This window comes from Streptomyces sp. NRRL F-5135, from assembly GCF_000719775.1.
Taxonomy (GTDB): domain Bacteria; phylum Actinomycetota; class Actinomycetes; order Streptomycetales; family Streptomycetaceae; genus Streptomyces; species Streptomyces hebeiensis.
Map to the genome: position 1 here is coordinate 55,017 of NZ_JOHR01000015.1, position 25,677 is coordinate 80,693.

A 25,677-nucleotide genomic window follows, 5' to 3' on the forward strand; every position below is an offset into this window, starting at 1 on the left:
TTGCGCGTCCAGTTGAGGTTCTCAATACTCCCGAGACAGCGCGCCGGTCGGGGCGCCGTACCGTCCGGAATCCGGACGGTACGGCCTCGGCCGCGCCTCACGGGCCCCACACCCCACAGCGGGCCCCCGATTCCCCTCGGGAGGAACGAGAAGTGAGGATCAAGCGCACCACCCCACGCACGGGCACGGCCAGACGCACCCGTCTGCTCGCCGTCACCGCGGGACTCGCGGCGGCCGCGGCGATCGCGGTCCCCACCGCGAACGCCGACTCCGCCGGAACGTTCAGCGAGAGCCGGCTGAGCGCGGCGAGCGACGCCGTGCTGGACGCCGATGTGGCCGGCACCGCCTGGTACATCGACAAGGCGGGCAACGACGTCGTCGTGTCGGCCGACAGCACCGTCTCCCAGGCCGAGATCGCCAGGATCAAGCAGGCCGCGGGGGCCAACGCGGGTGCCCTGCGGGTCGAGCGCACCCCCGGCAAGCTCTCCAAGCTCATATCCGGCGGTGACGCCGTCTACACGAGCAGCTGGCGCTGCTCGGCCGGGTTCAACGTGGTCAGCGGCAGCACGTACTACTTCCTGACCGCCGGCCACTGCACCGAGGGCAACCCCGCCTGGTACACCAGCTCCTCGGGCGGCACGAGCATCGGTCCCACGGCCGGTACCAGCTTCCCCGGCAACGACTACGGCATCGTGCGCTACTCGAACACCTCCATCGCCCACCCGGGCACGGTCGGCAGCATCGACATCACGGGCGCGGCCAACGCCAGCGTCGGGATGTCCGTCACCCGCCGCGGTTCGACCACCGGCACCCACAGCGGCTCCGTGACCGGCCTGAACGCCACGGTCAACTACGGCGGCGGTGACATCGTCTCCGGACTGATCCGCACCAACGTCTGCGCCGAGCCGGGCGACAGCGGCGGCCCGCTGTACTCCGGCAGCCTGGCCGTCGGACTGACCTCCGGCGGCAGCGGCAACTGCTCCTCCGGGGGGACGACGTACTTCCAGCCGGTGACCGAGGCGCTGAGTGCCTACGGGGTCAGCATTCTGTGACCGGGCGCCCGTGACCGGCATTCCGTGACCGGTGTCCGGTGAGCGTCCACCGACCGGTGTTCTCCGGCCGACAGCAGGCGAGTCCTCGTCCGATTCCGGGACGGGGGCTCGCCTCCGTCCTTTTCTGGGAAGATGGAGGGACGGTGGGGCCAGCGCGTGTTGCGAGGACCGGGGAGCCGCGGAGCAGTGGAACGCATCGGAGTGACCGGCCACAGAAGCATTCCGGCGGAGGCGTACGCGCACGTCACCGCGGGCATCCAGGACGTGCTGCGCGGTCACACGGGGGCGCTGGAGGCGCTCTCCAGCCTGGCGGTCGGCGCGGACCAGCTGTTCGCCGCGCTGGCCCTGGACCGGGGCGCCGCCCTGACCGCCGTCATCCCCAGCGGTGACTACGAGAACGACTTCGCGGACCCGGACGAACTGGCCGGCTACCGGCGGCTGCGCGACCGGGCGACGCGAAGGGTCCGGATGGCCTTTCCGCACTCCACCGACGAGGCGTACTACGCGGCGGGGACGTACATCGCAGACCACTGCGACCAGTTGCTCGCGGTGTGGGACGGCCGGCCGGCCCGGGGACTCGGCGGCACCGGGGACATCGTCAGCTACGCGCGGAAGCGCGGGAAGCCGGTCACGGTGATCTGGCGCGAGGGCGTCGAGCGCGCGTGAAGCCGGTACGGCGGGGCGCGGTGGCGAGGCGGGGCGGCGGTCCGAACCCGAAGCCGCTCGTCGGTCAGCCCCGGTGCCGTACCAGCCAGTCCGTGTGCTGGGGCGAGACGACGCGCTCGGTCTCGTACACCGCCGCGGCCCACTGCCGCTCGGTGACCGTCGTCTCCATCGCCGTGTGCATCGCCGCCAGGTCCTCCGCCACCAACGAGTGTGCGGATATGAGGGGTTGGTGCCTGCGGATCTCGCTCCACGCGAGACACGCCGCGGCCGAGGCCGACAACAGGCCCAGCACGGCGGAGGACTGGGTGAGGGAGAAGCTCCGCGCCACGGCCAGCAGGAGGGCCAGCAGGGTCAGTACGGCGATGGTGACCGACCAGAGGGTGGTGGCCCGGCGGGAGACGGCCGTTCTGCGGTCGTACCAGTCGCGCTGCTCGATCAGCCGGTCCCTGACGTAGGTCTCCTTGCGTACGGTGAACGGCTGCTCCCGCAGCGACCGCATGGACTCCGTGACCAGTTCCCCGTCGGCCACGGGATCCGGGCCGTACCCGGTCCCGCCGGCGGCCCCGCCGTCCCGGCCGTTCCCCTCGCCACGGCCGCCGGGTCGGCCGTCCCGCGGGTCGTCCCAGCCCACCTTCTTCAACTCGGCGAGCCCCGCCTCGAGGCGGGCGAGGTACAACGCCGTCGCGTCGCCGGCCGCCGAGTCGAAGGGAGCGCCGTGCACCGCGTAGCGCCAGGACATCGACTTGATGAACTCGGCCGCCGAGCGGTTGAGCTGCCAGTGTGCCCCCGCCCGCCGACGCGCCGAGCGGAACGTGATCAGAAGCACACCGGCGTAGGCCAACGCCGTGAGGGCGCCGACGAGTTGGAACGAATCGCCCACGCCCGCCCGCCACGGCGACGCCGCGAGCGCGGCGCCGACGACGAGCAGCAGGAGCCGGGTGCGCGTGGAGCCGACCGCCTCGCGCTGCCGGGCGATGGCGGCGGCGTCGGCGTGGTGGAAGAGAACGGGCAGGTCAGCATTCCGGAAGACCCGGCTGTGCAGCGGTCCGCGTACACCGTCCATGCGTGCCCTCCGCGTGCGGTCGTGTCGTCACCCATGCGGCGGAATGGTGTGTTCCGTATCGCCTCGTGAACGCCCGGCGACGCTCGTGTCGCGGCGGCACGAGTCGAGTTGCCGGGCGAGTTCATGAGAGTAAAGTCGTGACGCTGGCACCGCAACGGTGCGGTGTCTCCCCCTCAGGGCAAGATGATCAAGGACGGCCGTCGTGACCACTCACACCTCTGTCGCCTTCGCCACCGCGAAGAAGAACCGTGTCCCCCTCGCAGAGATCGACGTACGCGATTCCGGCGTCGCGAAGAAGCTCAACCGTGTGCTGCCCGTGCCCACCGGCCGCGTCGCGCGCGTTTCGAGCTTCAACTCCGCCCTCTAGAATGGCGTGATGACAGGACCACTGGTCCCCTTTCGCGAGATCGTTCTGAAGGTCCACAGCAGGTGTGATCTTGCGTGTGACCACTGCTACATCTACGAACACGCCGATCAGAGCTGGCGCACCCGCCCCAAGGCGATCTCTGACGACGCGATGTCCTGGACGGCTCTGCGACTGGCCGAGCACGCCAAGACCCATGACCTGCCCTCCGTGTCAGTGATCCTGCACGGAGGGGAGCCCCTGCTGGCGGGCCCCGCCCGGCTGCGCCGGGTGTGCGAGGAACTGACCCGCGCCCTCGCCGGGGTCGCCGCCCTCGATCTGCGGATCCACACCAACGGGCTCCAGCTCGGCCCCCGCTACCTCGACCTCTTCGCCGAGTACGGCGTCAAGGTCGGCATCTCCCTCGACGGCGACCGGGCCGCCAACGACCGGCACCGCCGCTTCGCGGACGGCCGCAGCAGCCACCCCCTGGTCCTCAAGGCCGTCGAACTGCTCCGCCAGGACCGCTACCGCGCTCTCGACCTCGGCCTGTTGTGCACCATCGACATCGCCAACGACCCGGTCACCGTCTACGACGCGCTCAGCGCGCTCGAACCGCCCCGGATCGACTTCCTGTTGCCGCACGCGACCTGGGACGACCCGCCGCCGCGCCCCGAGGGGGCGACCACCGCGTACGCCGACTGGCTGCTCGCCGTCTTCGACCGCTGGGACGCCGACGGCCGGCCCATGCCCGTACGCCTCTTCGAATCGGTGTTCTCCACCCTGCACGGCGGCCCGAGCCTGACCGAGTCGCTGGGGCTCGTCCCGACCGATCTGATCGTGGTGGAGACGGACGGGACACTGGAGCAGGTCGACTCGCTCAAGAGCGCCTACGAGGGAGCCGCCGCCACCGGTTTCGACGTCTTCTCGCACACCCTGGACGAGGTCGCCGCCCACCCGGGCGTACGGGCCAGGCAGCTGGGCGTGGCCGGGCTGGGCGAGACCTGCCGGCGGTGTCCGGTCGTGCGCTCCTGCGGCGGCGGGCTCTACACCCACCGCTACCGCTCCACGCCGGACACCGGCACGCGCCCCGACCGCTCCGACCACTCCGGCCGCTCCGGGAAGAGTGACCGTTCCGACGCTGACGCGCGCGCGGAGGGTACGGGAGGACACACCGGAGGCTTCGACAACCCCTCCGTCTACTGCGCCGACCTCGAGGCGCTGATCCGCGGCATCGAGTCCCGTACGGCCGCCGCGTCCGTGCCCCCCGTCCTCACGGACCCCGGTGAACTGGTCGCGGCCCAGCAGGAGCTGACCCGTTCCCTGCTCGCCGAGCTACACGTGGAGCTCGGCGGCCGGGGCGGGGCGGAGTGGCAGCAGGCGTGGGAACTGGCGAGCGCCGTCGAAGAGCGCAGCGACGGGCTCGACGCCGTCCTCACCCACCCCTACACCCGGAGCTGGCTGGTGGACCGCGTGGCCGCCCTGCGCGCCGAGCGGCCCGGGGCCGTCGACGGCGCGCTCGCCCTGTCGGCGTACGTGGCGGCCGCGGTCGTCCGGGGCGGCCTGGACCTGCCCGTACGGGTCAGAGGCACCGGCGGGGTGCTCCACCTGCCCACCCTCGGCACCCTGCGGATTCCCCGGCCGGACGGGACCGGAGCCTCGACAGCACACGGAACCGGGGCGGCCGGGGCGGCCGAGGAGTTCGGGACGGTCGGCCCGTTCGGGGAGGGCGGGGCGTTCGAGGCGGAGGTGCGGCCCGTCGAGGAGGGCTTCCTGGTCCGCACCGCCACCGCGGAGCTGCGGATCGGCCGGCCCGCGGAGGCCACCGAACACTGGCGCCCCGTGCACCGGCTGGGCCTGCCCGGGGGCCCCGTCCTCGCCCTGGACGACCTCGATCCGTACCGCGACTGCTTCGGCGTCCCCGTCCACCCAGGGCTCCGGCCCGCGGAGACCGCTGCCTGGGCCGGCCGGCTGACGGCGGCCTGGGAACTGCTGCACCCCGCCCTGCCCGAGCGGGCCGAAGCGGCGGCCGGTGCGCTGTCGACCGTGACACCCCTGCTCGCCGCCGCGCCCCTGACGGCCCATCAGCCCGTTGCGACCACCGGCGCGCACGGCCTCGGCGCGCTGGGTCTGCCCTTCGCGGCCGGGGTGGCGGAGCTGGCGCTCGCGCTGCTGCGCGGGCTGCGCCGGGCCCGGCTCCGGGCGCTGACCGAGGTGACCGACCTCTACGCCTACGACGGCGAGTGGCTCAGACCCGCACCCTGGCAGGAGGCCCCGGTCCCGCTCTCCGAGCTGCTGGCGGGGGCGTACGAACGGGTGGGGCTCGCCGTCTACGGGGGCCCCACCGCCATGGCGCGCGGCATCCGGCTGGACCAGGCCCGCCGGGCGCTGGACACCTTGGAGGACGCGCCCGAACTCACCGTCGGCGGGAAGAGCCTGCTGGCAGCTCTACGGAAAGAGACCGAACGTGGCTGACGACGGGACGGGGACCGGAACCGGAACGGGCGCGGACGCCCCCGCCGTGACCGGCACCGGAACGGTCGCCGGAACCGGGACGGGCACCGGAACCCCATCGGGCACGGCCGCCGTGACCGGAACCGCGACCGGGGCGCACACCGATCCACGCCTGGTGGACCAACTCGCGGCCCTGGGCGTCACCGAGGGCATGACCCTGCTCGTCCACGCCTCCCTCAGCGGTACCGGCCTCGCCCCCGACGTCCTGCGGACCGCCCTCATGACGGCGCTGGGGGAGAGGGGCACCCTCGTGGTCCCCGCCTTCACGGAGGAGAACTCCGACTCCTCGCTCGCCCACCGCGCCGCCATCAAGGGCCTGACCCGCCGGGAGGCCGCCGCCTTCCGGGCCAGGATGCCCGCCTTCGACCCGGCGACCACCCCGTGCCCGCGCATGGGCGTCCTGGCCGAGTCGGTCCGTACCGCCCCCGGCGCCGTACGCAGCGCGCACCCGCAGTCCTCCTTCGCGGCACTCGGACACCGGGCGGCGGAGCTGATGGCGGACCACCCGCTGGAGAGCCACCTCGGCGAGGAGTCCCCGCTCGGCAAGCTGGCCGGATCCGGTGGGCACACACTGCTGATCAACGTGGGGTTCGCCGCCTGCACGGCGTTCCATCTCGCCGAATACCGGATCGGCGCCCCCCTGCGCTCCTACCACTGTGTGGTCAAAGCGCCGGACAACAGCCCCCGCTGGGTGGAATATGAGGATGTCCGTCTCGACGACAGCGATTTCGAGGCGATCGGTGCCTCATTCCCCTGGGGTCTGGAGCAGAAGGGACGGCTGGGAGGAACGACCGCGCGATTGTTCTCCGTCAAGGACGCTGTCGACCATGCCGAGGCGTGGATGACCGAAAAGCGGCGTTGATTGACCGAACCGCATGGGGAGAAAGCGGGCGCGGTTCCGGAATGATGAATTCGCTCACGTCCTCTTCGTTCATGGAAGTGAGTGTTCGACACAGGACGGGGGTCGTGTGCACGCGTCACCGCAGCAGCGGGCTGCTGACCATCGGCCGTACTTCTTTCTCAGTTACGCGCACACACCGAGGGATGTCGCCGGGGGACCCGATCCGGACATGTGGGTCGAGCGCCTCTTCCGGGATCTGTCCGGCCATGTGATGGCCATGACCGACCTGCCGGCCGGGGCGCAGGCCGGATTCATCGACCGGGAGATGCGCTCCGGCGAGGGCTGGTCCGAGCGGCTGGCCGAAGTGCTGGCGACCTGCCGGGTATTCGTACCGCTGTTCTCCCCACGGTATTTCGCCAGCGAGATGTGCGGCAAGGAGTGGTACGCCTTCGCCCAGCGCGTCATCTACGAACAGGCCAAGGGCAACAGCACCGCGGACGCGATCGTCCCGGCCTTATGGGTGCCGGTACCGCCCGCCCAACTGCCGGGGCCGGCCGAGCGGTTGCAGTTCAACCACCGGGACTTCGGCGACCGCTACGTCACCGACGGGCTCTACGGGCTGATCAAGCTCCGGATCTTCGCCGAGGAGTACGAGCGCGCGGTCTACGAACTCGCCAAGCGCATCGTCAGCGTCGCGGACACCGCCGCGATCGGCCCCGGCCGCCCCGTGGACTACCGGCAGGCCCCCAGCGCCTTCGGCACCAGCGGCGGACCGCGCCCCATGCAGGTCACCGTGGCCGCGCCGACCCGCCACGACCTGCCGGCGGGCCGCGCGACCCGCTACTACGGCAGCATGGCGCAGGACTGGAACCCCTACCACCCGGAGTCGGTACGCCCCCTGGCCTACGTCGCCCGGGATCTCGTACGGTCCCTCAACTACCAGGCCGACATCATCTCCTTCGACGAGGTGCCCATACCGGCCGAGGGGAAGGGGGCGCCCACCCGGCCGGAGATCCTGCTGGTCGACCGGTGGGCCCTGCACGACGAGGAACAGCGCAGGCGGCTGGCCGCGTTCGACGCCGAACACCGGCCCTGGGTGAGCGTCGTCGTGCCGTGGAACCGCGACGACCAGCAGAGCCGGGCCGCCGAGGCCGAACTCACCGACCAGCTGGAGCGCACCATGCCCAGGAAGATGGGCCAGGGCCGGGCCGCCTGCCGGGCCGCCGCCAAGGGCGTGCCCAGCATGGAGGCGTTCGGCCAGATACTGCCCCAGGTCGTCGAGGCGGCGGCCCAGCAGTACCTCAGACACGCGGCGGTCTATCCGCCGGCCGGCGGCGGCCGCACCGGGCGGCCCCGGCTGCGCGGGCCGATGGCCGCCGAGTACACGACGACGCACCACCTTCCCGAGACGCACGACCTGGCGCCCGATGCGGAGGACACGGATGACAGAACGTCGTGACGGACGCATCGTCACCTTCTACTCGTACAAGGGCGGTACCGGCCGCACCATGGCCCTGGCCAACACGGCCTGGATCCTGGCCGCCAACGGCAAACGGGTCCTCGCCGTCGACTGGGACCTCGAGGCGCCCGGCCTGCACCGCTTCTTCCACCCGTTCCTCGACCCGGCCACCCTCGGCGCCACCACCGGTGTCATCGACCTGATCACCGAGTACGCGTGGGCCGCCACCAGCCCCGTCGAGCGCTCCGACGACTGGCACCGCGACTACGCGCGGATCCAGCCGCACGCCGTCTCCCTCACCCCCGAGACGCTGGGCTGGGAGTTCCCCGCGGGCGGCACCCTCGACTTCGTCTCCGCCGGCAAGCAGAACCGCGAGTACTCCGCGACCGTCTCCACGTTCGACTGGGACAACTTCTACGACCGGCTGGGCGGCGGGCACTTCTTCGACGCGCTGCGCGACGACATGAAGGCCCACTACGACTACGTCCTGATCGACTCGCGGACCGGCCTGAGCGACATCGCCGACATCTGCACCGTCCACCTGCCCGACATCCTGGTCGACTGCTTCACACTCAGCGACCAGTCCATCGACGGCGCCGCCGCCGTGGCCCGCCAGATCGACGAACGGTACGGGGGCAGGGGCATCCGGATCCTGCCCGTACCGATGCGCATCGACGAGGGGGAGAAGGAGAAGGCGGACGCCGGGCGGGCGCTCGCCCGACTGAAGTTCGACCGCTTCCCGGGCGGGCTCACCGCCGAGGAACTCACCGCGTACTGGGGCGCGGTGGAGATCCCGTACCGCCCCTACTACGCGTACGAGGAGACCCTGGCGACCTTCGGCGACGAGGCAGGGCTCAGCAACTCCCTCCTCTCCGCCTTCGAGCGGCTGACGACCTACCTCACCGACGGGACCGTCACCGCCATGCCGGCGGTCGGCGAGGAGGCCAGGCTGCGGATCAGGGACGCCTTCACCCGGCGCAGGCCGGCCATGCCCGCCGACCTCTTCCTCAGCTACGTGGCCGAGAACCGGATGTGGGCCGACTGGATCGAGTCCGTGCTCACCCGCGCGGGCTTCCGGGTGGTGCCGCGCGACGTCTCGGCCGGTCCCGACGGCGGCACGTTCGGCTCCGGCACCTCCCTGGCCGGTGAGAACGCGACCCGTACCGTCGTGCTGCTGTCCAGCGCCTACCTGAAGTCGGCACGGGCGGTCGACGTGTGGAAACGCGCCACGTCCGACGACCCGGGCGGGGCCAGGCGCCGGCTGGTGCCGCTGCGCGTCGGCGACGTCAGGCTCACCACGCCGTACATCGACCGCAACCCGGTGGACCTGTTCCGCCTCGACGAGGCGCACGCCACCGCCACCCTGCTGCGCGCGCTGGACCGGCCCGTACAGCTCACCGACGCGGTCTCGCCGGGGCCGCGCTTCCCCGGCACCGTACCGAAGATCTGGAACGCCCCCGCCCGCAACCCCGGCTTCACCGGCCGCTCCCAGATCCTGGAACGGATGCGCGACCAGCTCGGCGGCGGCCTGGCCGTGGTGCTGCCGCAGCCGCAGACCCTCTACGGGCTCGGCGGCATCGGCAAGACCCAGGTCGCGCTGGAATACGTGCACCGCTTCATGGCCGACTACGACCTGGTGTGGTGGATCTCCTCGGAGCAGACCGCCGACGTGGTGGCGGGCCTCGCGGAGCTGGCCGTACGGCTCGGCGCGCAGGGCGGCGAGGACATGGCCGCGGCGTCGCAGGAGGCGGTCGACCTGCTGCGGCGGGGGGTGCCGTCCACGCGCTGGCTGCTGGTCTTCGACAACGCGGACGACCCCGAGCAGCTCCAGCGCTTCTTCCCGCCCGGCGGCCCCGGGCACATCCTGGTCACCTCCCGCAACCAGAGCTGGTCGAGCTACGGCGACTCGCTGCCCGTCGACGTCTTCCAGCGCGAGGAGTCCGTCGAACACCTCCAGCGGCGGGCGCCGGGACTGACCGCCGCCGACGCCGACAAGGTCGCCACGGCCGTCGGGGACCTGCCGCTGGCCGTCGAGCAGGCCGCGGCCTGGATCGCGGAGACCGCGACGCCCGTCGGCGAGTACCTGGACCAGCTCGCCCAGCAGGCGCCCAGCGTGCTGGCGCTCAACCAGCCCGTGGGCTACCCGGAACCCGTCGCCGCGACCTGGAACATCTCCATCGAACGGCTCAAGGAGCGGTCCCCGGCCGCGGTGCGGCTGCTCCAGCTCTGCGCCTTCTTCGCCCCCGAGCCCATCTCCGCGAACCTCCTCTACAGCAAGGAGATGATCGAGGCCCTCAAGCCGTACGACGTCTCGCTCCAGGAGACGCTCGTCCTCGGCCGGGTCATCCGGGAGATCGGCCGGTTCGCGCTGGCCAAGGTCGACCAGGTCGGCAACAGCATCCAGGTGCACCGGCTGGTCCAGGCGATCATCCGGGCCCAGCTCAGCGAGGAGGAGCAGCGGGACGCCCGGCACGCCGTGCACCGGATCCTCGCGGGCGCCCGGCCCGACGGCGACGAGCCGATCGACAACCCCGGTACCTGGGAACGGTTCAACACCATCTGGCCCCACCTCGCCCCCTCCGAGGCGGCCCTGTGCCGGAAGCCGGAGACCCGCCGGCTGATGATCGACCGGGTGCGCTACCTGTGGAAGCGCGGTGACTGGCCGGCCGCGGCCCAGGTCGCCGACGAGGTGCGCGAGGAGTGGCGGGAGATGCTCGGCAACGACGACCCGCAGTACCTCTACCTGCGCTTCCACATCTCCAACCTGCTGCGCTCGCAGGGGCGTTACGTGGAGGCCCGCGAGCTCGACGCCGAGACCCTGGAGCGCCAGCGCCGGGTGCTCGGGCCCACCCACCCGCACACGTACATGACCACCAGCGGCCTCGCCATGGACCTCGGCACGCTCGGCGAGTACGCCAGGGCGCTGGAACTGGCGAAGGAGGCGCACGAGGGCTTCAGCTCCATCTTCCACGACTCCCACCCGAGGACCCTCGCGGCGGCCAACAACCGCGCGCTGAACCTGCGCATGGTCGGCCGCTACGCCCAGGCCCGCGAGATGGACCAGGACGTCTTCGACCGGCGGACCGAGGTGCTCGGCGCGGAACACCCCTACACCCTGTCCTCGGCCACCAGCCTGGCGCGCGACCTGCGGGAGATCGGCCGGTACGAGGACTCGGTGACCCTGCTCAGCAGGACGTACGACCTGTACAAGGAACAGATGGGCCGCGCCTTCCCCGGCACCCTCGCGGCGGCCAAGAGCCTCGCGGTGTCACTGCGGCGGGCGGGCCGGCTGGAGGACGCGCGCCGGCTGACCACCGCGACCCGCAACCGCTACCGCGCCAAGTACGGCTCCGAGGCCAACCCGGACTCGCTGGCCTGCGACCTGAACCTGGCGGCGGACCACTTCGCCGCGGGGGAGCCGGTGGCGGCCCGGGACCTGTCGCAGGAGGTCGTCGACCAGTACATGCGGGTCCCGGGCGCGCGCCACCCGTACACCCTCGCGGCGCTCAACAACCTCGGGATCTACCACTGGGGCTGCGGCGCCCCGGAACTGGCCGAACAACTGCACCAGAGCACGCTGCGCACGATGCGGGAGGTCCTCGGCGACGAACACCCGCACACGCTCTTCTGCACGGTCAGTCTCGCCAACGCCAAGGCGGACCTGGGCGAACTGGACGAGGCGCTGGTCATCGAACGCCGCGCGGTGGCGGGCCTGCGCGTCTCCCTGGGCGCCCACCACCCGGAGACGCTGGCCGTCACCTCCAACATGTGCGTGACCCTGGGCGCGCTGGCCCGCAAGGACGAGGCGGCGCTGCTGCGCGCGGAGACGGTCGAGGAGCTGACGCGCCTGCTGGGCGAGGAACACGCGCTGACGCGCTTCGCGCGCGACGACCGGAGGGTCTACCGGGACCTGGAACCGCTGGCGGTGTGAGTGGTGGCTCGCACCGCCGCTGGTCCTCGCGGCGGTCGCCTCGGTTCGCTGGGTCCTGGGCTGAGCCCGCGGCGGCGGTCTCGTCCTTCGGCCGAGGCGGCAGCAGGGCCTCTGAGTGCCGGAGGACCCTGCCGCCGTCGACGTACCGCTACCTGCCGCAGCCCCGGCACCGGCGGTGCGGCGGTGCTTCTGCGGAGAGTGTCAGTTCCTCACGCCGCCGGCCCGTCCTGGGCCTGGAAGATCTCCTCGGCCTCGGAGGCCGTGAGGGCGCGGTCCAGCCAGCGCTCGAGGGCGTCCAGGTCGGTGCAGCCCATGACGCGGTCGCGGACACCGTGCGACACGGGGATCCCCCGGCGCTCCAGTACGCGCACCACGATCTGGGCCATGCCCTCGGCCTTGCCCTCGGCCTTGCCTTCCGCCTTGCCTTCTGCCTTGCCGTCCGCCTTGCCTTCCAGATACTTCTCCTCGACAAGGGTGCCGCGCCCGGGGAAGTAGGAGCCAACGCCCATGATTTTCCTCCACATGTCTCTCGCCGGGGTGTCCCCCAGGCCGATTTCCAGCATTTCCGAGTAGTACGCGACGGACTCCGCGTCAGCTGTTCCGAGGGCACGCGCCAGTGCCTTCAGTATGGCCGGAGAGTCTTTGCCGCGCCCATGCGTCATGGCCGAGAAGGCCGCCATCGACAAGTTTCGGGCCGCTTCCTCGGGGTCGGTGATCACGGGTACGTTCTCCGGCCCCAGGACCAGCGGATGCACGGAGAGGGCTGTCCACCCCTCCGTACCGATGAGGAAAGGCCCGGACGCCCATCGAGCGGTGGCCTTGTCCTGGCACACGACGAGGAGAAGCGCCGGGCACTCGTACTTCGCTGTCAAGAACGACAGGTAGTACGCCCAGCTCGCCTCTTTCGCCTGGTCGCGGCGCCCTTGCGCTTCGATGGCCAGGAGAAAGCTGCCGCTGCCGTCGGACGGCTCGATCCGCAGGACGCTGTCCACGCGGCGTTCCAGCGGCCGGATCTCCGTGGCGTCCGCGGTGAGCACCTCGACCACCGCCTTCGAGGCAAACGGCACGCCGAGGACGCGGAAGACAGGCACGAGTAATTCCGGCCGGTCCTGAAAGATCCGGTGTGCGGCCTCGTGGTGTGAAGTGACCATGGCCCGAAAGTAGGACCGTCGACAGAAGTGCGACGAGCTGTCGGCGGATAAACCACCCGTTCAGGCGAGTTTACGTATTATGTGAAACCATGCGACCTGGCGTGTCTGTACGGCCGTCGCCGCTCACAGCCGGTTCCGTCAGTCCTCCAGCAGCCACGTCAGAATCCGCGGCAGCGCGTGCAGCGCGTCGAAGTGGGCCGCCGTCGGTTCCACGACCGCTGTCGCGTGGGGGATGCGTTCGGCCAGCCAGCGGGAGTGGCCCACCGGGGAGAAGACGTCCTTCTCGCCGTGCCACAGCAGGACCGGGCCCTTGATGTCGGCGGGGTCGAAGCCCCAGGGGCTGCAGAAGGCCAGGGCGTCGTCGATCCAGCCGTACGCCGACGCGCGTAACGCCTCCTGGTAGTTGCGCAGGAGCATCGTCCGTACGCCCGCGTCCGCGACCACCATGCGGTCGGAGTCGGTCAGTTCTTTGCGCAGGTCGTCCAGGAGGCGTACGGGGTCCTTCCTGATCGCGTCCGCGCGGGGGATGAGGCGGGCCGCCACGCCGTCCGGGTCGCGGGAGGCGGTGGTGTACTCGCGGACGTTGGAGGCGGCCATGCCCTCGAACCAGTCCAGGCCCGCCGCGTCCCGGGGGGCCAGTGTGACCAGCGCGGCCGTCCGGGTCACCCGGTCCGGCAGCAGCGCGGCGCAGGCCAGGGCGTGCGGGGCGCCGCCGGAGCGGCCCGCTACGGCGAAGCGCTCCAGGCCGAGCGCGTCGGCGATCGTCGTGACGTCCTGGACCACGTCGGCCACACTGCGGCCCGGCAGCCGGTCCGAACCGCCGTACCCCGGCCGGTCGTAGGCGATCAGCTGCATTCCCCGCTGGTACAGCACCATCCCCCGCGGGGCGGGGCCCAGCCTGCTGCCCGGCGTGCCGTGCATCAGGAAGACCGGTCTGCCGCGTGGGTCCCCCAGCCGCTCCACCATCAGATGCCGCCCGTCCGCCGCGCGCACCCGACGTCGCACCCCCCAGCCCCTTTCGTCCGCCCTGCCGTGCGTGTGGTGGTCCCCGTCCGATTTCCGTACCGGCACCGTGTCCGTGCATTCCCCGCCAGGGGACCGATAACCCGTCAGCGTCCGGCACCGGCTGGAATCACCGGTATAACCGCCCGGTTCACGTCGATTGTCCTGTATCGGGGGCGGCGGCGGAGGGTGTGGAATCTTCCCTTCGCTGAAATCTCGACAGATTGTTTCAAGACAGGTCTAGTCCTTGCCAGCTGCTGGGATTGCGGTCGCGCGAGGCGTTCGCGAAGCGGAACTTTTCCGATATGGTGCCGTGAGTCCGCTGTTCAGACCTGTCATGCGCCTGTCACTCACTCGTCTTGAAGTCGACCTTGTGTGTTACTGGCGGGTCAAGGAAAAGTGGGCGGCTCCATCACCGTTCCGGACCACCCCACATGGCCCGGAACGGCTCCCCCCACAGGAGGTTCGAACCTTGCAGCACCGGAAAGTGTCCACGAAGCGCGTGACGATAGCGGGCGGCGCCGTGGTGGCGCTCGTCGCCGCGGGCGTCACCTTCCAGACTGCGAACGCGAGTGAGGGGCAGCCTCCGTTCGAGGTGAAGTCCCTCACGGCGCCGGCGGCCGGAAACCTCGCATCCACCCTCGACAAGAAGCTCGGCGGCGACACGGGCGGTTCGTACTACGACGCCGAGTCCAAGGCGCTCGTGGTGAACGTCCTCACCGAGCAGGCGGCTCAGACCGTGCGCGAGTCGGGCGGCAAGGCCAGAATCGTCGCGAACTCCCTCGCCGACCTGAAGAACGCCCGGCAGACCCTCACCGACAAGGCGACCATCCCGGGCACCGCGTGGTCCGTCGACCCGGTGACCAACAAGGTCGTCGTCACGGCCGACCGTACGGTCAAGGGCGCGGCGTGGACGAAGCTCAGCGGTGTGGTCGACGGACTCGGCGACCGGGCCGAACTCAAGAAGACCGTCGGCGAGTTCAAGCGCTTCGCCGCCGGCGGTGACGCCATCACGGGCGGCGGCGGTCGCTGCTCCCTCGGCTTCAACGTGGTCAAGGGCGGCGAGCCGTACTTCCTGACCGCCGGACACTGCACGGAGTCCATCCAGTCCTGGTCCGACGCGCAGGGCGGGACGATCGGCACCACGGAGGAGTCCGCCTTCCCGGGCACCGACTACGGTCTGGTCAAGTACGCCTCCGGGGTCGACCACCCGAGCGAGGTCAACCTCTACGACGGCACCACCCAGGAGATCGCCCAGGCCGGTGAGGCGACGGTCGGCCAGCAGGTGACCCGTAGCGGTTCCACCACGCAGGTCCACGACGGCGAGGTCACCGGACTCGACGCCACCGTCAACTACGGCGGCGGTGACGTCGTCGACGGGCTCATCCAGACCACGGTCTGCGCCGAGCCGGGCGACAGCGGCGGCTCGCTGTTCGACGGCGACACCGCGCTCGGGCTGACCTCGGGCGGCAGCGGTGACTGCTCGTCGGGCGGTGAAACGTTCTTCCAGCCGGTGCCGGCGGCGCTCGACGCCGTCGGGGCCGAGATCGGCTGACGCCCCGCTGGGTCAAGGAACGCGGAAAGGAGTCCCGGCCCACCTGGTGGGCCGGGACTCTCGCCGTCCGGACACCGCGGACCGACCGGTCAGGAGCCAGTGCCTCCCCTGCCCGGTCCGCACCCGCCGCACGACCACCACCGACGGCGCCCGACCGGACCAATGAACTCAAGGCGGCGGAGCGGAGAGCGTGACGGCGCCGCCCCGGGCGTGCTGGGTTCATCGGGTGCTCCGTGCCCGACTACGTCCCGGTGCCCGGGCCGGTGTTCCGGCCCGTGGGGCTCCGGCCGGCTCGCGCGAGGACGCGGCGTGCCGTCGCCGCCATCGCCTCGTCGACCATGCGCCCCTCGAAGAGCACCGCGCCCTCGCCCCGGGCCTGCGCCTCGTCCACCGCCGTGATCAGGCGTTCGTACCGCGCGAGTTCCTCGTCGCCGGGGGTGAACACCTCGTTGACCACCGGTACGTGAGAGGGGTGGATCACCGCCATGCCCTCGTAGCCCATGTCGCGGTTCTGTCCGGCGAAGCGGCGCAGTCCCGCGAGGTCGGCGACGTCCGCCCACAGTCCGGCCACCGGGTGGGGGCAGCCCGCCGCGCGGGCGTCCAGCAGCACACGGGCGCGCAGCTCACGGGTTTCGGTGCCCTCGGGGCTCCAGCGATAGCCGATCGCCCGTTCGACGTCCCCGCCCGGGGCGGTCAGCGCGCCCAGGTGGGCGACCCGGGCGGCGGCCCGGCCGATGGCGTAGGCCTCGCGCAGCCCCCGGGCCGTCTCCAGGAGCGGTACGAGGACGAAGTGCCCGTCCGGCAGCCCGTGTTCGCGCTCGCACCAGCTCAGCAGCCGGTCCGCGAGACGTATGTCGTCGGCGGAGCACACCTTGGGCAGCACCACGCCGTGGAGCCCCGGGCGGGCCACGGCGCGCAGTTCGTCCGCGCTCGCCCAGCCCGCCGTGGGGTCGAACGGGTTGATACGTACGAACAAGCGCATGGGACCGCGCGCGGCGGCGGCCTCGTCGACGGCCCGGGCCACGGCGTCGCGTGCCGCCGCCTTGCCGGTGTCGGGCACCGCGTCCTCCAGGTCGAGGATGGCCGCGTCGGCGCCGGCCGCCTCGGCCTTGGGCAGCCAGCCGGTACGGTTCCCGGGGACGAAGAGCAGGGACCGGAGCGGGACCCGGCCGGGCCCGGAGGATCCCCGTCCCCGCTCCGACCGCACCCCCGCGGCCTCGCGCTCAGATGACACCCCGCTCCTCCAGTTCCGTACGCCGCTCGTCGTCGATGCCGAGCCACTGCCCGTACACCAGGTCGTTGTCCGCGCCCAGCGCGGGGCCGGTCCGCCACACAGCGCCCGGGGCACGGCGGAAGTGCGGGATCACGGCCTGCATCCGCACCGGGCCGAGGTCCGGGTCGTGGACGGTGACGATGTCCTCGCGTTCGGCGTAGACCGGGTCGGCCGCGATGTCCGCGGCCGTGAAGACCCGGGAGGCCACGACCTCCGCGCGTTCGAACTCCGCCAGACACGCCTCCGCCGTGCGTTCCGCGACCCACGCGCGCAGCCCCTCGTCGAGCTGTTCCCGGCCCCGGTGCTGCTGCTCGGTGGTCGCGAACTCCTCCTCGGGCAGGCCCAGCAGCCGGACCACGTTCGTCACGGACCTGAGCGTGGCCGAGGTGACCGTCAGCCAGTCGCCGTCCTTGCTGCGGTAGGTGTTGATGACGGCCGCCGGCGCCACGGCCAGCTGGTTGCCGGCCCGCCCGGGTGCCGTGCCGAGCTGGTCGTACGCGATGACCTGCCACTCCACCAGCCGGAACAGTGGCTCGAACAGGGCCAGGTCGATCCACTCGCCGTCGAAGTCGGGGTCGGTGGAACGCCGGTGCAGCGCGGCGAGGATCGCGTACGCGCCCATCAGGCCGGTGACCGCGTCGCCGTGGGAGAAGCCGGTGTGCACGGGCGGCCCGTCCGGGAAGCCCGTCAGATGGACCACCCCGCTGCGGGCCTCGCCCATCTTCCCGAACCCGGGCGCGTCCGCGCGCGAGGAGGTGGCGCCGAAGCCGGATATCTGCAGCAGGACCGCTTTCGGATTGACGGCGTGCACGGATTCCCAGTCCAGGCCCCACGCGCGCAGCCGCCCGGCCCGCAGCGTCACGATCACCACATCCGCCCAGGCGATCAGGGAACGGGCGATCTCCCGGCCCTCCTCGTGGTGCAGGTCGAGCGTGACGGAGCGCTTGTTGCGGCCCGCCACCTTGAACCAGAGCGGGACTCCCTCCCGCCGGGGGCCCATGGCACGGGCGGCGTCCCCCGCGCCCGGCGGTTCCACGTGCACGACGTCGGCCCCCTGGTCGGCGAGCATCGACCCGGCGAGCGGACCCGCCACGACGTGGGCGAACTCCACCACCTTCAGACCTGTCAGCTGTCCCTGCCGCGCGTCACCACGATCGCCCGCGCCGCCTCTACCAGGCGCATGGCCCGCGCCGCCCGTGCCGCTGAAGCCGTTCACGCCGTACGCCCCGCCCACGTCGTCCGTGCCGTCGTTGCCGTCCATACGGTTCAGGCTGACGGCCGATCCGTATGCGGGGCCAGCAATGAAGAGGGATCAATTCATGCGAATTCCGCAACAGTCGCCGGTGTCGTCGGACTTCCCTCAGTCGCTGCCCCCGTCCTCCCACACCGCCCCTTCCGGAAGGGCGTGACCCGCGTCCCGGAACTCCTCCAACCGCTCCAGGAACCGCTGGGCGCCGGGCGGTAGCGCGCGCCGGGTCGGCAGGACCACGTACAGTCGCCGCTCCACCACCGGATCCACCAGGGGACGCCGTACCAGCTTCCCCGGTGCCACCAGAGGGTGGACCAGGGCCGGCATCGCGGAGACTCCCAGGCCCGCGGCCACCAGCCCGCCGACCGTGGCCACACTGCCCGCCTCCGCCGCCGGGGCCGCCGCCACGCCCGCCCGGTCGAAGGCGGCGTCGGTCAGCCGGCGCACGCTGGAGTCCGTACCCACCGCCAGGAAAGGCTCCTGCCCCATCTCCCGCCAGGACACCTCGGACCGCTCGGCGAGGGGATGGCCCTCCGGGAGCACGGCGTCGAAGCGGTCCCGGACCAGTGGCCGCAGCGTCGTTCCCGGGGTGCGGCGGACCGCCGTGCTCACCGCGAAGTCGGCGTCCCCGTCCACCACCCGTGCCAGCACGGCGCGTTCCAGCCCGTCCAGGATGCGCACGCTCACCTCGGGCCGCCCCGCGCGGAAGGCGGAGATCACCGGCGGCAGCAGCACGGCCGCCACCGAGGGCAGCGTCGCCAGCGCGATCGAGCCCCGCTCGCCCGCCGCGTAGCGCCCGAGCTGGGCGAGCCCCGTGCGGTGCGCGGCCAGGATCTGATCGGCTATCCGCAGCGCTTCCGTACCGGCCGGGGTGAGCTGGACGTTCCGGGTGTCGCGTTCCAGCAGCCGCAGGCCGAGGTTGCGTTCCAGATCGGCGACCGCGCGGCTCAGCGAGGACTGGGAGACATGCAGTTCGGTGGCGGCGGCCGTGAAGCTCGCGGCGCGGGCGACCGCGGAGTACGCGGCGAGCTGGCGCAGGGTGACGTCCATGGACGGCGAGCGTAGGGGCGAACGCGCCCGGGCGGAACTGTTGCGCGAAGCGCATGGACAGATCCGTGTTCGATGCTGGACGCGGATCTTTCACGGCTCCGACACTCGTCGGCAACACCCGATGGGACGAGGAAGCGGGCGACGATGCTGGCGGTACTGGGGTTCTGCACGATCGGCGGCTTCCTGCTGCTCACCATGACCAGGCGGGCGTCCGTGCTGGTGGCGCTGGTCCTGACGCCGGTGATCGCCGCGCTGGTCGGCGGACACGCGGCCGAGATAGGCCCGATGGCGCTGGAGGGGCTGACCAAGGTCGCTCCCACCGGCATCATGATCGCCTTCGCGGTGCTCTACTTCAGCCTGATGATCGAGGCGGGGCTGTTCGAACCGCTGATCCGGGCGATCCTGCGGGCCGCCAAGGGGGATCCGGTACGGATCGCGGTCGGCACGGCCGTGCTCACCATGTGTGTCGCGCTCGACGGCGACGGTGCCTCCACCTTCCTCATCACCGTCTCCGCGCTGCTCCCCGTCTACCGTCGCATCGGGATGAGCAGGCTCGTGCTCGCCGGGATCATCTGCCTCGGCGCGGGCGTGATGAACCTGGTGCCCTGGGGCGGGCCGACCGCGCGGGCGGCCGCCGCGCTCAAGCTGGAGACGTCGGACATCATCACTCCGCTGCTGCCCTCGATAGCCGCCGGGATCGCGTGGGTGCTGCTCGCCTCGTACCTCATCGGGCTCCGGGAGCGCCGCCGGCTCGGCGCCCTCGAGATGCCGGGCGGAGGCGACGGTTCGACGGCCCGGGACGATTCGGCGGCCGGGGACGGTTCGGCGGCCGGGGACGACTCGACGGCGGGGGACCGTACGGCGGTCAAGGGCGGTACGGCGGCCGAGCACGGCGTGACCGTCCGGAACGGGGCGGCCCCCGGCGACGGTCCCGGTACGCCCCTGGTCGTCACGCGCCCCCGCACCGCGCTGACCGTCTTCAATCTGCTGCTCACCCTCACCCTGCTGACCTGCCTGGTGCTGGAGGCCATGCCGCTGCCCGTGCTCTTCGTGGTCGCCTTCGTCGTCGCGCTGCTCGTCAACCGTCCCCGCTGGGAGGACCAGCAGGCCCTGCTGGAGAGGCACGGCAACAACGTCGTGCTCGTCACCACCATGATCTTCGCGGCGGGCGTGTTCACCGGTGTCCTCACCGGGACCGGGATGATCGGGGAGATGGCCGAGGCGATGGTGGGCGTCATCCCCGACTCCCTCGGTGGACACCTCCCGGCCGTCATCGCGGTGACCGGTATGCCGCTGAGTCTCGTCTTCACCCCGGACGCCTACTACTTCGGCATCCTGCCCGTCCTCTCCGAGACGGCCAACGCCTTCGGCACCGAGCACGCCGAGGTCGCCCGCGCGGCCGTCCTCGGGCAGATGACCACGGGGTTCCCGCTGAGCCCGCTCACCGCCGCCACCTTCATCCTCGTGGGGATGACCGGGGTCCAGCTCGGCGAGCACCAGAGGTTCATCTTCCGCTGGGCGTTCGGGACGACGCTCGTGATGACCGCCACCGCGCTGCTCACGGGAGCGATCCCGCTCTGATCCCGCTCCGGCCCCGACCCTGGCTCCGTTCCGCTCTGCCCTCGTACATCACGGAGCTGACCTCCGGCCGGTACGACGCCCCTTGCCTTTCGTACGAACGTTCGAAGATTGGTTTATGGTGGAGAAGCGGGGAGGTGGGACAAGGCTGATCAGGTCAGGAGGTGCGGATGCCCGGATTCACGCATCTGCGCACCGTCTCCGGATTCTCCCTGCGCTACGGGGCCTCCCATCCGGAGCGGCTGGCCGAGCGCGCCGCCGAGCGGGGCATGGACGCCCTCGCCCTGACCGACCGCGACACCCTCGCCGGCGCGGTCCGCTTCGCCAAGGCGTGTGCCGGGGCCGGGGTGCGACCACTCTTCGGGGTGGAGTTGGCGGTGGGCGAACAGGCACGTACGGAACGGCCGAACCAGCGCCGCCGCACGCCCGTGCGCGGTGGGGCGTTCCTCGACGAGTCCGCTCCCCGCGCGGTCTTCCTCGCCCAGGACGGCGCGGCGGGCTGGGCACAGCTGTGCAGGCTCGTCTCCACCGCGCACGCGGCGGGCGCGCATGACCCGGCGCACGGTCCGGCGGGCGCGTACGACCTGGGCGGCGCGGCACACGGTGCGGGCGGCGCGGCGCGGGAAGCGGGAGCGGGCGCCCCGGGCAGCCGCGAAGGCGCGTACGGCGCCGGAGCCCACCCGGCCGCCCACCCCGCCGGCCACCACGCCGCCCACCGGCCCACCACCCCCCTGCTGCCCTGGCGCGACAACCACGGCCCCGGACTTCTCGTCCTGCTCGGCCCCGACTCCGAGATCGGCCGGGCCCTCGCGGCCGGCCGCCCCGACCGGGCCGCCCGGCTGCTCGTCCCCTGGCGCGAGATCTACGGTGACGCGCTGCGCCTGGAGGTCGTGCACCACGGGCGTACGGGTACGGGCCCCGGCTCGCTGCGCCAGGCCGCCCGCACCCTCGGCTTCGCCCTGGACCAGGGCGTCCGGGCCGTGCTCAGCAACGCCGTGCGCTACGCCGACCCCGGCCAGGGCCCGGTCGCCGATGTCCTCGACGCCGCCCGTCGGCTGGTCCCCGTCGACCCGCGCAGGGGCCTGGACAGCGGGGAGCGCTGGCTGAAGGACCCGGCCTCGATGGCCCGTGCGGCGGAGCTGGTCGCCGAGGCCGCCGGGTTCCGCCGGGACACGGCGCACCGGCTGCTGGCCCTGACCGAGGAGACCGCCGCGAGCTGTCTGGTCGACCCCGAGGACGACCTCGGGCTGGGCACCGTCCACTTCCCCGAGCCCCGCCTGGTCGGCGCGGACCGCCGGGGCGCCGAGCGGGTGCTGCGCTCGCGCTGCGCCGCCGGGATGGTGCTGCGCGGCTACGACCGGCGGCCGGACAGCCGGGACTACTGGGCGCGGATGGACGACGAGCTGCGCACGATCGACCGGCTCGGCTTCGCCTCGTACTTCCTCACCGTCGCCCAGGTCGTCGACGACATCAAGGGGATGGGCATCCGGGTCGCCGCGCGCGGCTCCGGCGCCGGCTCCCTGGTCAATCACCTGCTGGGGATCACCCACGCCGACCCGGTCGCCCACGGGCTGCTGATGGAACGGTTCCTCTCCACCCGCCGCCCCGGGCTCCCCGACATCGACATCGACGTCGAGTCCGCGCGCCGGCTGGAGGTCTACCGCGCGATCCTCGGCCGCTTCGGCCCCGAGCGGGTCGCGGCGGTCGCCATGCCCGAGACCTACCGGGTGCGCCACGCCGTACGGGACGTGGGCGCGGCCCTGTCCATGGACCCGGCCGAGATCGACCGGATCGCCAAATCCTTCCCGCACATCCGCGCCCGGGACGCCCGGGCCGCGATGGCGGAGCTGCCGGAGCTGCGCGAGGTGGCCGGACAGCAGGAGAGACACGGCCGGCTGTGGGATCTGGTGGAGGCGCTGGACGCGCTGCCGCGCGGGATCGCCATGCACCCGTGCGGGGTGCTGCTCTCGGACGACTCGCTGCCGCGCCGGACCCCGGTGGTGCCGACCAGCGGCGAGAGCTTCCCCATGGCGCAGTTCGACAAGGAGGACGTCGAGGACCTGGGGCTGCTCAAACTCGATGTGCTGGGCGTCCGGATGCAGTCGGCGATGGCGCACGCCGTCGGGGAGATCGCGCGGACCACGGGGGAGCGGGTGGACATCGACGACCCGCGGCGGGTGCCGGAGGGCGACCCGGCGACGTACGGGCTGATCCGCTCCGCCGAGACCCTGGGCTGCTTCCAGATCGAGTCGCCGGGCCAGCGCGACCTGGTCGGCAGGCTCCAGCCCGCCACGTTCCACGACCTGGTGGTCGACATCTCGCTGTTCCGCCCCGGGCCGGTCGCGGCCGACATGGTACGGCCGTTCATCGCGGCCAGGCACGGCCGGGCGGCCGTCCGCTACCCCCACCCCGACCTGGCCGAACCGCTGTGCGAGACCTACGGCGTGGTCGTCTTCCACGAGCAGGTCATCCAGATGCTGGACATCATGACCGGCTGCGGCCGGGAGGAGGCGGACACGGTGCGCCGCGGGCTGTCCGAGCCGGAGTCGCAGGCCAGGATCCGGGCCTGGTTCGAACAGCGGACGCGGCAGAGGGGATACACGGCCGAGGTCACCGCCCGTACCTGGGAGATCATCGAGGCGTTCGGCTCGTACGGCTTCTGCAAGGCGCACGCGGTCGCGTTCGCCGTGCCGACCTACCAGTCGGCCTGGCTCAAGGCCCATTACCCGGCGGCCTTCTACGCCGGGCTGCTCACCCATGACCCGGGGATGTACCCGAAGCGGCTGCTGCTGGCGGACGCGCGGCGGCGGGGGGTGCCGGTGCTGCCGCTGGACGTGAACCGGTCGGCGGTCGCCCATCGAATCGAACTGGTGTCTGGTGGCGGTGGTGTGCCCGGTGACGGGGCGTCCGGTGACGGCGTGTGGGGGCTGCGGCTGGCGCTCGCCGACGTCCACGGCATCAGCGAGGCGGAGGCCGCGCGGATCGAGGCCGGGCAGCCCTACTCCTCGCTGCTGGACTTCTGGCAGCGGGCCCGGCCCTCCCGGCCGGTCGCCGAACGGCTGGCGCAGGTGGGCGCGTTGGACCGGTTCGGCGCCAACCGGCGCGATCTGCTGCTGCACCTGTCCGAGCTGCACGGAGCGCAGCGGCGGGCGGGCGCGTACGGGGACCAGCTCCCGCTGGCCGGTGGCGGGCGCACCGCCCCCGCCGGGCTGCCCGACCTGGGGGACGCCGAACGGCTCAGCGCGGAGCTGGGCGTGCTCGGCATGGACGCCTCACGCCATCTGATGGACGATCACGAGACGTTCCTGAAGGAACTCGGGGTGACGTCGGCCAAACGGCTGCGGGAGGTGCCGCACGGCAGGACCGTCCTGGTGGCGGGCGCCAAGGCGGCGACCCAGACGCCACCGATCCGCTCCGGCAGACGGGTCGTCTTCACCACGCTGGACGACGGTACGGGCCTGGTCGACCTCGCCTTCTTCGACGACAGCCACGAGCGGTGCGCGCACACCGTCTTCCACTCCTGGCTGCTGCTGGTGCGCGGCGTGGTGCAGCGACGGGGACCGCGGAGCCTGAGCGTGGTGGGCGAGGCGGTCTGGAACCTGGCGGAGCTGGTGGAACTGCGGGAGAGGGGCGGCCTGGACGCGGTCGCGGCGGCGCTGGACACGGAGCCCGGCGACGCCGGAACCGCGGCCGCCGACGGTCCCGACGGCCCCGGTGACCCCGGTGGTTCCGGTGGTCCTGATGCCGAGGGGTCCCGGGGCCCGGCGCGGGGAGCCGACGGACGTCGCATCCGCCTGCCCACGGGCTACGAGATGAACCCGTGGGCCGACCTCCGACCGGCGGGTGAGGGCGTACCGACCGGCCGGAAGCTGTGGCACTCCAGCCCGGGGAGCGCGGGATGATCCTGTGCGTACGGCTGCACACCGGGGAGACGCCGGCCGGCGGCGGGTCCGGGCGGGCCCGGCTGTCCGATCTGTTCGCGCTGGCCCAGGACATCAGCCCGGCCGTCCAGGAACTGCCACCGGACACCGCGATCGTCGACGTGCGCGGCGCGGAACGGTACTTCGGGCAGGACGCCGCCGGGCTCGCCGCCGTGCTGCGGGTACGCGTGCTCGCGCACCTCGGCGCCGGCTGCACGATCGGGGTGGCCGCCACCCCCATGCTGGCCCGGATGGCCGCGCGGCAGGCCGCGCCGGGGACGACGCTCGTGGTCGGTGACGACGAGCGCGAGGTACGCGGATTCCTCGGCCCCCGGCCGGTCGCCGCCCTGCCCGGCATCGGCGCGGCGACGGCCCGCGTGCTGCGCTCGTACGGGATCGACACCGTCGGCAAGACCGCCGCCGTACCGCTGTCGACGCTCCAGCGGATCACCGGCGTGCGCGTGGGGCGCGAACTGTACGAGAAGGCGCACGGCATCGACCGTACGGCGGTGGCCGCCGACACGGTGGCGAGCCGCTCGTACACCGCCGAACGCTCCTTCCACCGCGACGAACTCGACCAGGACGTCCAGGGGCGGGCACTGCTCTCGATCGCCGGGGAACTGGGCGTGCGGATGCGCGGTACGGGGCAGGTGTGCCGGTCCCTGACGCTCACCGTGCGGTACGCGGACCGGACCACGACCGTCCGTACCCGGACGCTGCGCGAGCCGACCGCGCACTCGGCGGCGCTCGCGGACGCCGTCCGCCGGATCCATGGGGCGCTCGGGCTGCAACGGGCCCGGGTACGCGGGCTGTCCGTACGGACGGAGGGGCTGATGCCGGCCGAACGCGCCACGCGGCAGCTGACGTTCGACCCGGTGGACGACCGGGCGCGCCGGATCGAGGCGGTGGCGGACCGGGCGCGGGCGCGGTTCGGGCCCCGGGCGGTCATGCCGGGGTCGCTGCCCCGGCCGGAGGGCGACCGCGGCGACCTCGGCGGCCGCTGAGCGCGGACGCCTGTTTTTACTGACGC

Annotated in this window: 17 protein-coding genes; 11 read left to right on the forward strand and 6 right to left on the reverse strand. The window is 72.4% G+C overall.

Going from position 1 to position 25,677, the window contains the following annotated elements:
* The first annotated feature begins 152 nt into the window (after positions 1 to 152).
* Both IG02_RS0125630 and IG02_RS0125635 read left to right on the forward strand, forming a co-directional pair.
* Positions 153 to 1,052 carry a S1 family peptidase gene (locus tag IG02_RS0125630; protein ID WP_030752728.1) on the forward strand — a complete coding sequence of 300 codons (900 nt, stop codon included), beginning with the start codon at positions 153 to 155 and terminating at the stop codon, positions 1,050 to 1,052.
* Positions 1,053 to 1,238: 186 nt separating this feature from the next.
* Positions 1,239 to 1,718 carry a hypothetical protein gene (locus IG02_RS0125635; RefSeq protein ID WP_030752730.1) on the forward strand — a complete coding sequence of 160 codons (480 nt, stop codon included), beginning with the start codon at positions 1,239 to 1,241 and terminating at the stop codon, positions 1,716 to 1,718.
* 64 nt (positions 1,719 to 1,782) lie between these two features.
* On the opposite strand, the gene IG02_RS0125640 is transcribed toward IG02_RS0125635, so the two are convergent.
* Positions 1,783 to 2,781 (reverse strand): DUF4231 domain-containing protein, encoded by a 999-nt coding sequence (locus IG02_RS0125640; protein ID WP_030752733.1) that lies wholly within the window; start codon positions 2,779 to 2,781, stop codon positions 1,783 to 1,785.
* A gap of 202 nt (positions 2,782 to 2,983) precedes the next feature.
* Here IG02_RS0125640 and fxsA point away from each other — a divergent pair, with 202 nt between their 5' ends.
* From fxsA to fxsT, 5 genes are all read left to right on the forward strand, one after another.
* Entirely contained in the window at positions 2,984 to 3,148 is a 165-nt protein-coding gene (fxsA, locus tag IG02_RS38470) for an FxSxx-COOH cyclophane-containing RiPP peptide (RefSeq protein ID WP_063756857.1), read from the forward strand.
* Positions 3,149 to 3,157: 9 nt separating this feature from the next.
* A complete protein-coding gene (gene fxsBH, locus IG02_RS39835) occupies positions 3,158 to 5,599 on the forward strand; it encodes a radical SAM/SPASM protein FxsBH, inactivated beta-hydroxylase extension form (RefSeq protein WP_078854816.1) in 2,442 nt (813 codons plus the stop codon).
* Entirely contained in the window at positions 5,592 to 6,500 is a 909-nt protein-coding gene (locus IG02_RS0125655; protein WP_420707792.1) for an aminoglycoside N(3)-acetyltransferase, read from the forward strand. Before fxsBH ends, IG02_RS0125655 begins: the two co-directional genes overlap by 8 nt.
* 106 nt (positions 6,501 to 6,606) lie before the next feature.
* Positions 6,607 to 7,938 carry an FxsC protein gene (gene fsxC / locus IG02_RS0125660; RefSeq protein ID WP_234314906.1) on the forward strand — a complete coding sequence of 444 codons (1,332 nt, stop codon included), beginning with the start codon at positions 6,607 to 6,609 and terminating at the stop codon, positions 7,936 to 7,938.
* Positions 7,922 to 11,869 (forward strand): FxSxx-COOH system tetratricopeptide repeat protein, encoded by a 3,948-nt coding sequence (gene fxsT, locus IG02_RS0125665; RefSeq protein ID WP_030752746.1) that lies wholly within the window; start codon positions 7,922 to 7,924, stop codon positions 11,867 to 11,869. The genes fsxC and fxsT overlap by 17 nt, the downstream gene beginning before the upstream one ends.
* Positions 11,870 to 12,078: 209 nt before the next feature.
* On the opposite strand, the gene IG02_RS0125670 is transcribed toward fxsT, so the two are convergent.
* Complete coding sequence (locus IG02_RS0125670; protein ID WP_030752748.1) at positions 12,079 to 13,020, reverse strand: Yae1 family protein; 942 nt, start codon at positions 13,018 to 13,020, stop codon at positions 12,079 to 12,081.
* A gap of 138 nt (positions 13,021 to 13,158) precedes the next feature.
* The gene (locus tag IG02_RS0125675; RefSeq protein ID WP_078854817.1) at positions 13,159 to 14,025 is read right to left on the reverse strand and encodes an alpha/beta fold hydrolase; all 867 of its coding nucleotides are present in this window, start codon (positions 14,023 to 14,025) and stop codon (positions 13,159 to 13,161) included.
* 469 nt (positions 14,026 to 14,494) lie between these two features.
* On the opposite strand from IG02_RS0125675, the gene IG02_RS0125680 reads away from it, so the two are divergent.
* On the forward strand, positions 14,495 to 15,577 hold the full coding sequence (locus tag IG02_RS0125680; RefSeq protein WP_030752753.1) for a S1 family peptidase: 1,083 nt from the start codon (positions 14,495 to 14,497) through the stop codon (positions 15,575 to 15,577).
* A 241-nt stretch (positions 15,578 to 15,818) separates the two neighbouring features.
* Here the strand turns inward: IG02_RS0125680 and IG02_RS0125685 are convergent, their stop codons facing one another.
* From IG02_RS0125685 to IG02_RS0125695, 3 genes are all read right to left on the reverse strand, one after another.
* The gene (locus IG02_RS0125685) at positions 15,819 to 16,811 is read right to left on the reverse strand and encodes an HpcH/HpaI aldolase/citrate lyase family protein (RefSeq protein WP_234314907.1); all 993 of its coding nucleotides are present in this window, start codon (positions 16,809 to 16,811) and stop codon (positions 15,819 to 15,821) included.
* The gene (locus tag IG02_RS0125690; RefSeq protein WP_078854818.1) at positions 16,801 to 18,111 is read right to left on the reverse strand and encodes a CaiB/BaiF CoA transferase family protein; all 1,311 of its coding nucleotides are present in this window, start codon (positions 18,109 to 18,111) and stop codon (positions 16,801 to 16,803) included. The genes IG02_RS0125685 and IG02_RS0125690 overlap by 11 nt, the downstream gene beginning before the upstream one ends.
* A gap of 99 nt (positions 18,112 to 18,210) precedes the next feature.
* Positions 18,211 to 19,149 (reverse strand): LysR family transcriptional regulator, encoded by a 939-nt coding sequence (locus tag IG02_RS0125695; protein WP_030752762.1) that lies wholly within the window; start codon positions 19,147 to 19,149, stop codon positions 18,211 to 18,213.
* 144 nt (positions 19,150 to 19,293) lie between these two features.
* Between IG02_RS0125695 and IG02_RS0125700 the strand changes: the two genes are divergently transcribed.
* The 3 genes from IG02_RS0125700 (at position 19,294) to IG02_RS0125710 (ending at position 25,651) form a co-directional block, all read left to right on the forward strand.
* Positions 19,294 to 20,730 carry a CitMHS family transporter gene (locus tag IG02_RS0125700; RefSeq protein ID WP_030752765.1) on the forward strand — a complete coding sequence of 479 codons (1,437 nt, stop codon included), beginning with the start codon at positions 19,294 to 19,296 and terminating at the stop codon, positions 20,728 to 20,730.
* A gap of 167 nt (positions 20,731 to 20,897) precedes the next feature.
* Positions 20,898 to 24,629 (forward strand): DNA polymerase III subunit alpha, encoded by a 3,732-nt coding sequence (locus tag IG02_RS0125705; RefSeq protein WP_030752768.1) that lies wholly within the window; start codon positions 20,898 to 20,900, stop codon positions 24,627 to 24,629.
* Entirely contained in the window at positions 24,626 to 25,651 is a 1,026-nt protein-coding gene (locus tag IG02_RS0125710; protein ID WP_051765753.1) for a DNA polymerase Y family protein, read from the forward strand. Before IG02_RS0125705 ends, IG02_RS0125710 begins: the two co-directional genes overlap by 4 nt.
* Positions 25,652 to 25,677: the final 26 nt, after the last annotated feature.

Coding starts and splice junctions, on each gene's coding strand:
- IG02_RS0125695 (WP_030752762.1), bottom strand. CDS start 19,149: ATGGACGTCACCCTGCGCCAGCTCGCCGCGTACTCCGCGGTCGCCCGC.
- IG02_RS0125705 (WP_030752768.1), top strand. CDS start 20,898: ATGCCCGGATTCACGCATCTGCGCACCGTCTCCGGATTCTCCCTGCGC.
- IG02_RS0125640 (WP_030752733.1), bottom strand. CDS start 2,781: ATGGACGGTGTACGCGGACCGCTGCACAGCCGGGTCTTCCGGAATGCT.
- fxsT (WP_030752746.1), top strand. CDS start 7,922: ATGACAGAACGTCGTGACGGACGCATCGTCACCTTCTACTCGTACAAG.
- IG02_RS0125690 (WP_078854818.1), bottom strand. CDS start 18,111: ATGGACGGCAACGACGGCACGGACGACGTGGGCGGGGCGTACGGCGTG.
- IG02_RS0125700 (WP_030752765.1), top strand. CDS start 19,294: ATGCTGGCGGTACTGGGGTTCTGCACGATCGGCGGCTTCCTGCTGCTC.
- IG02_RS0125670 (WP_030752748.1), bottom strand. CDS start 13,020: ATGGTCACTTCACACCACGAGGCCGCACACCGGATCTTTCAGGACCGG.
- IG02_RS0125710 (WP_051765753.1), top strand. CDS start 24,626: ATGATCCTGTGCGTACGGCTGCACACCGGGGAGACGCCGGCCGGCGGC.
- fxsBH (WP_078854816.1), top strand. CDS start 3,158: ATGACAGGACCACTGGTCCCCTTTCGCGAGATCGTTCTGAAGGTCCAC.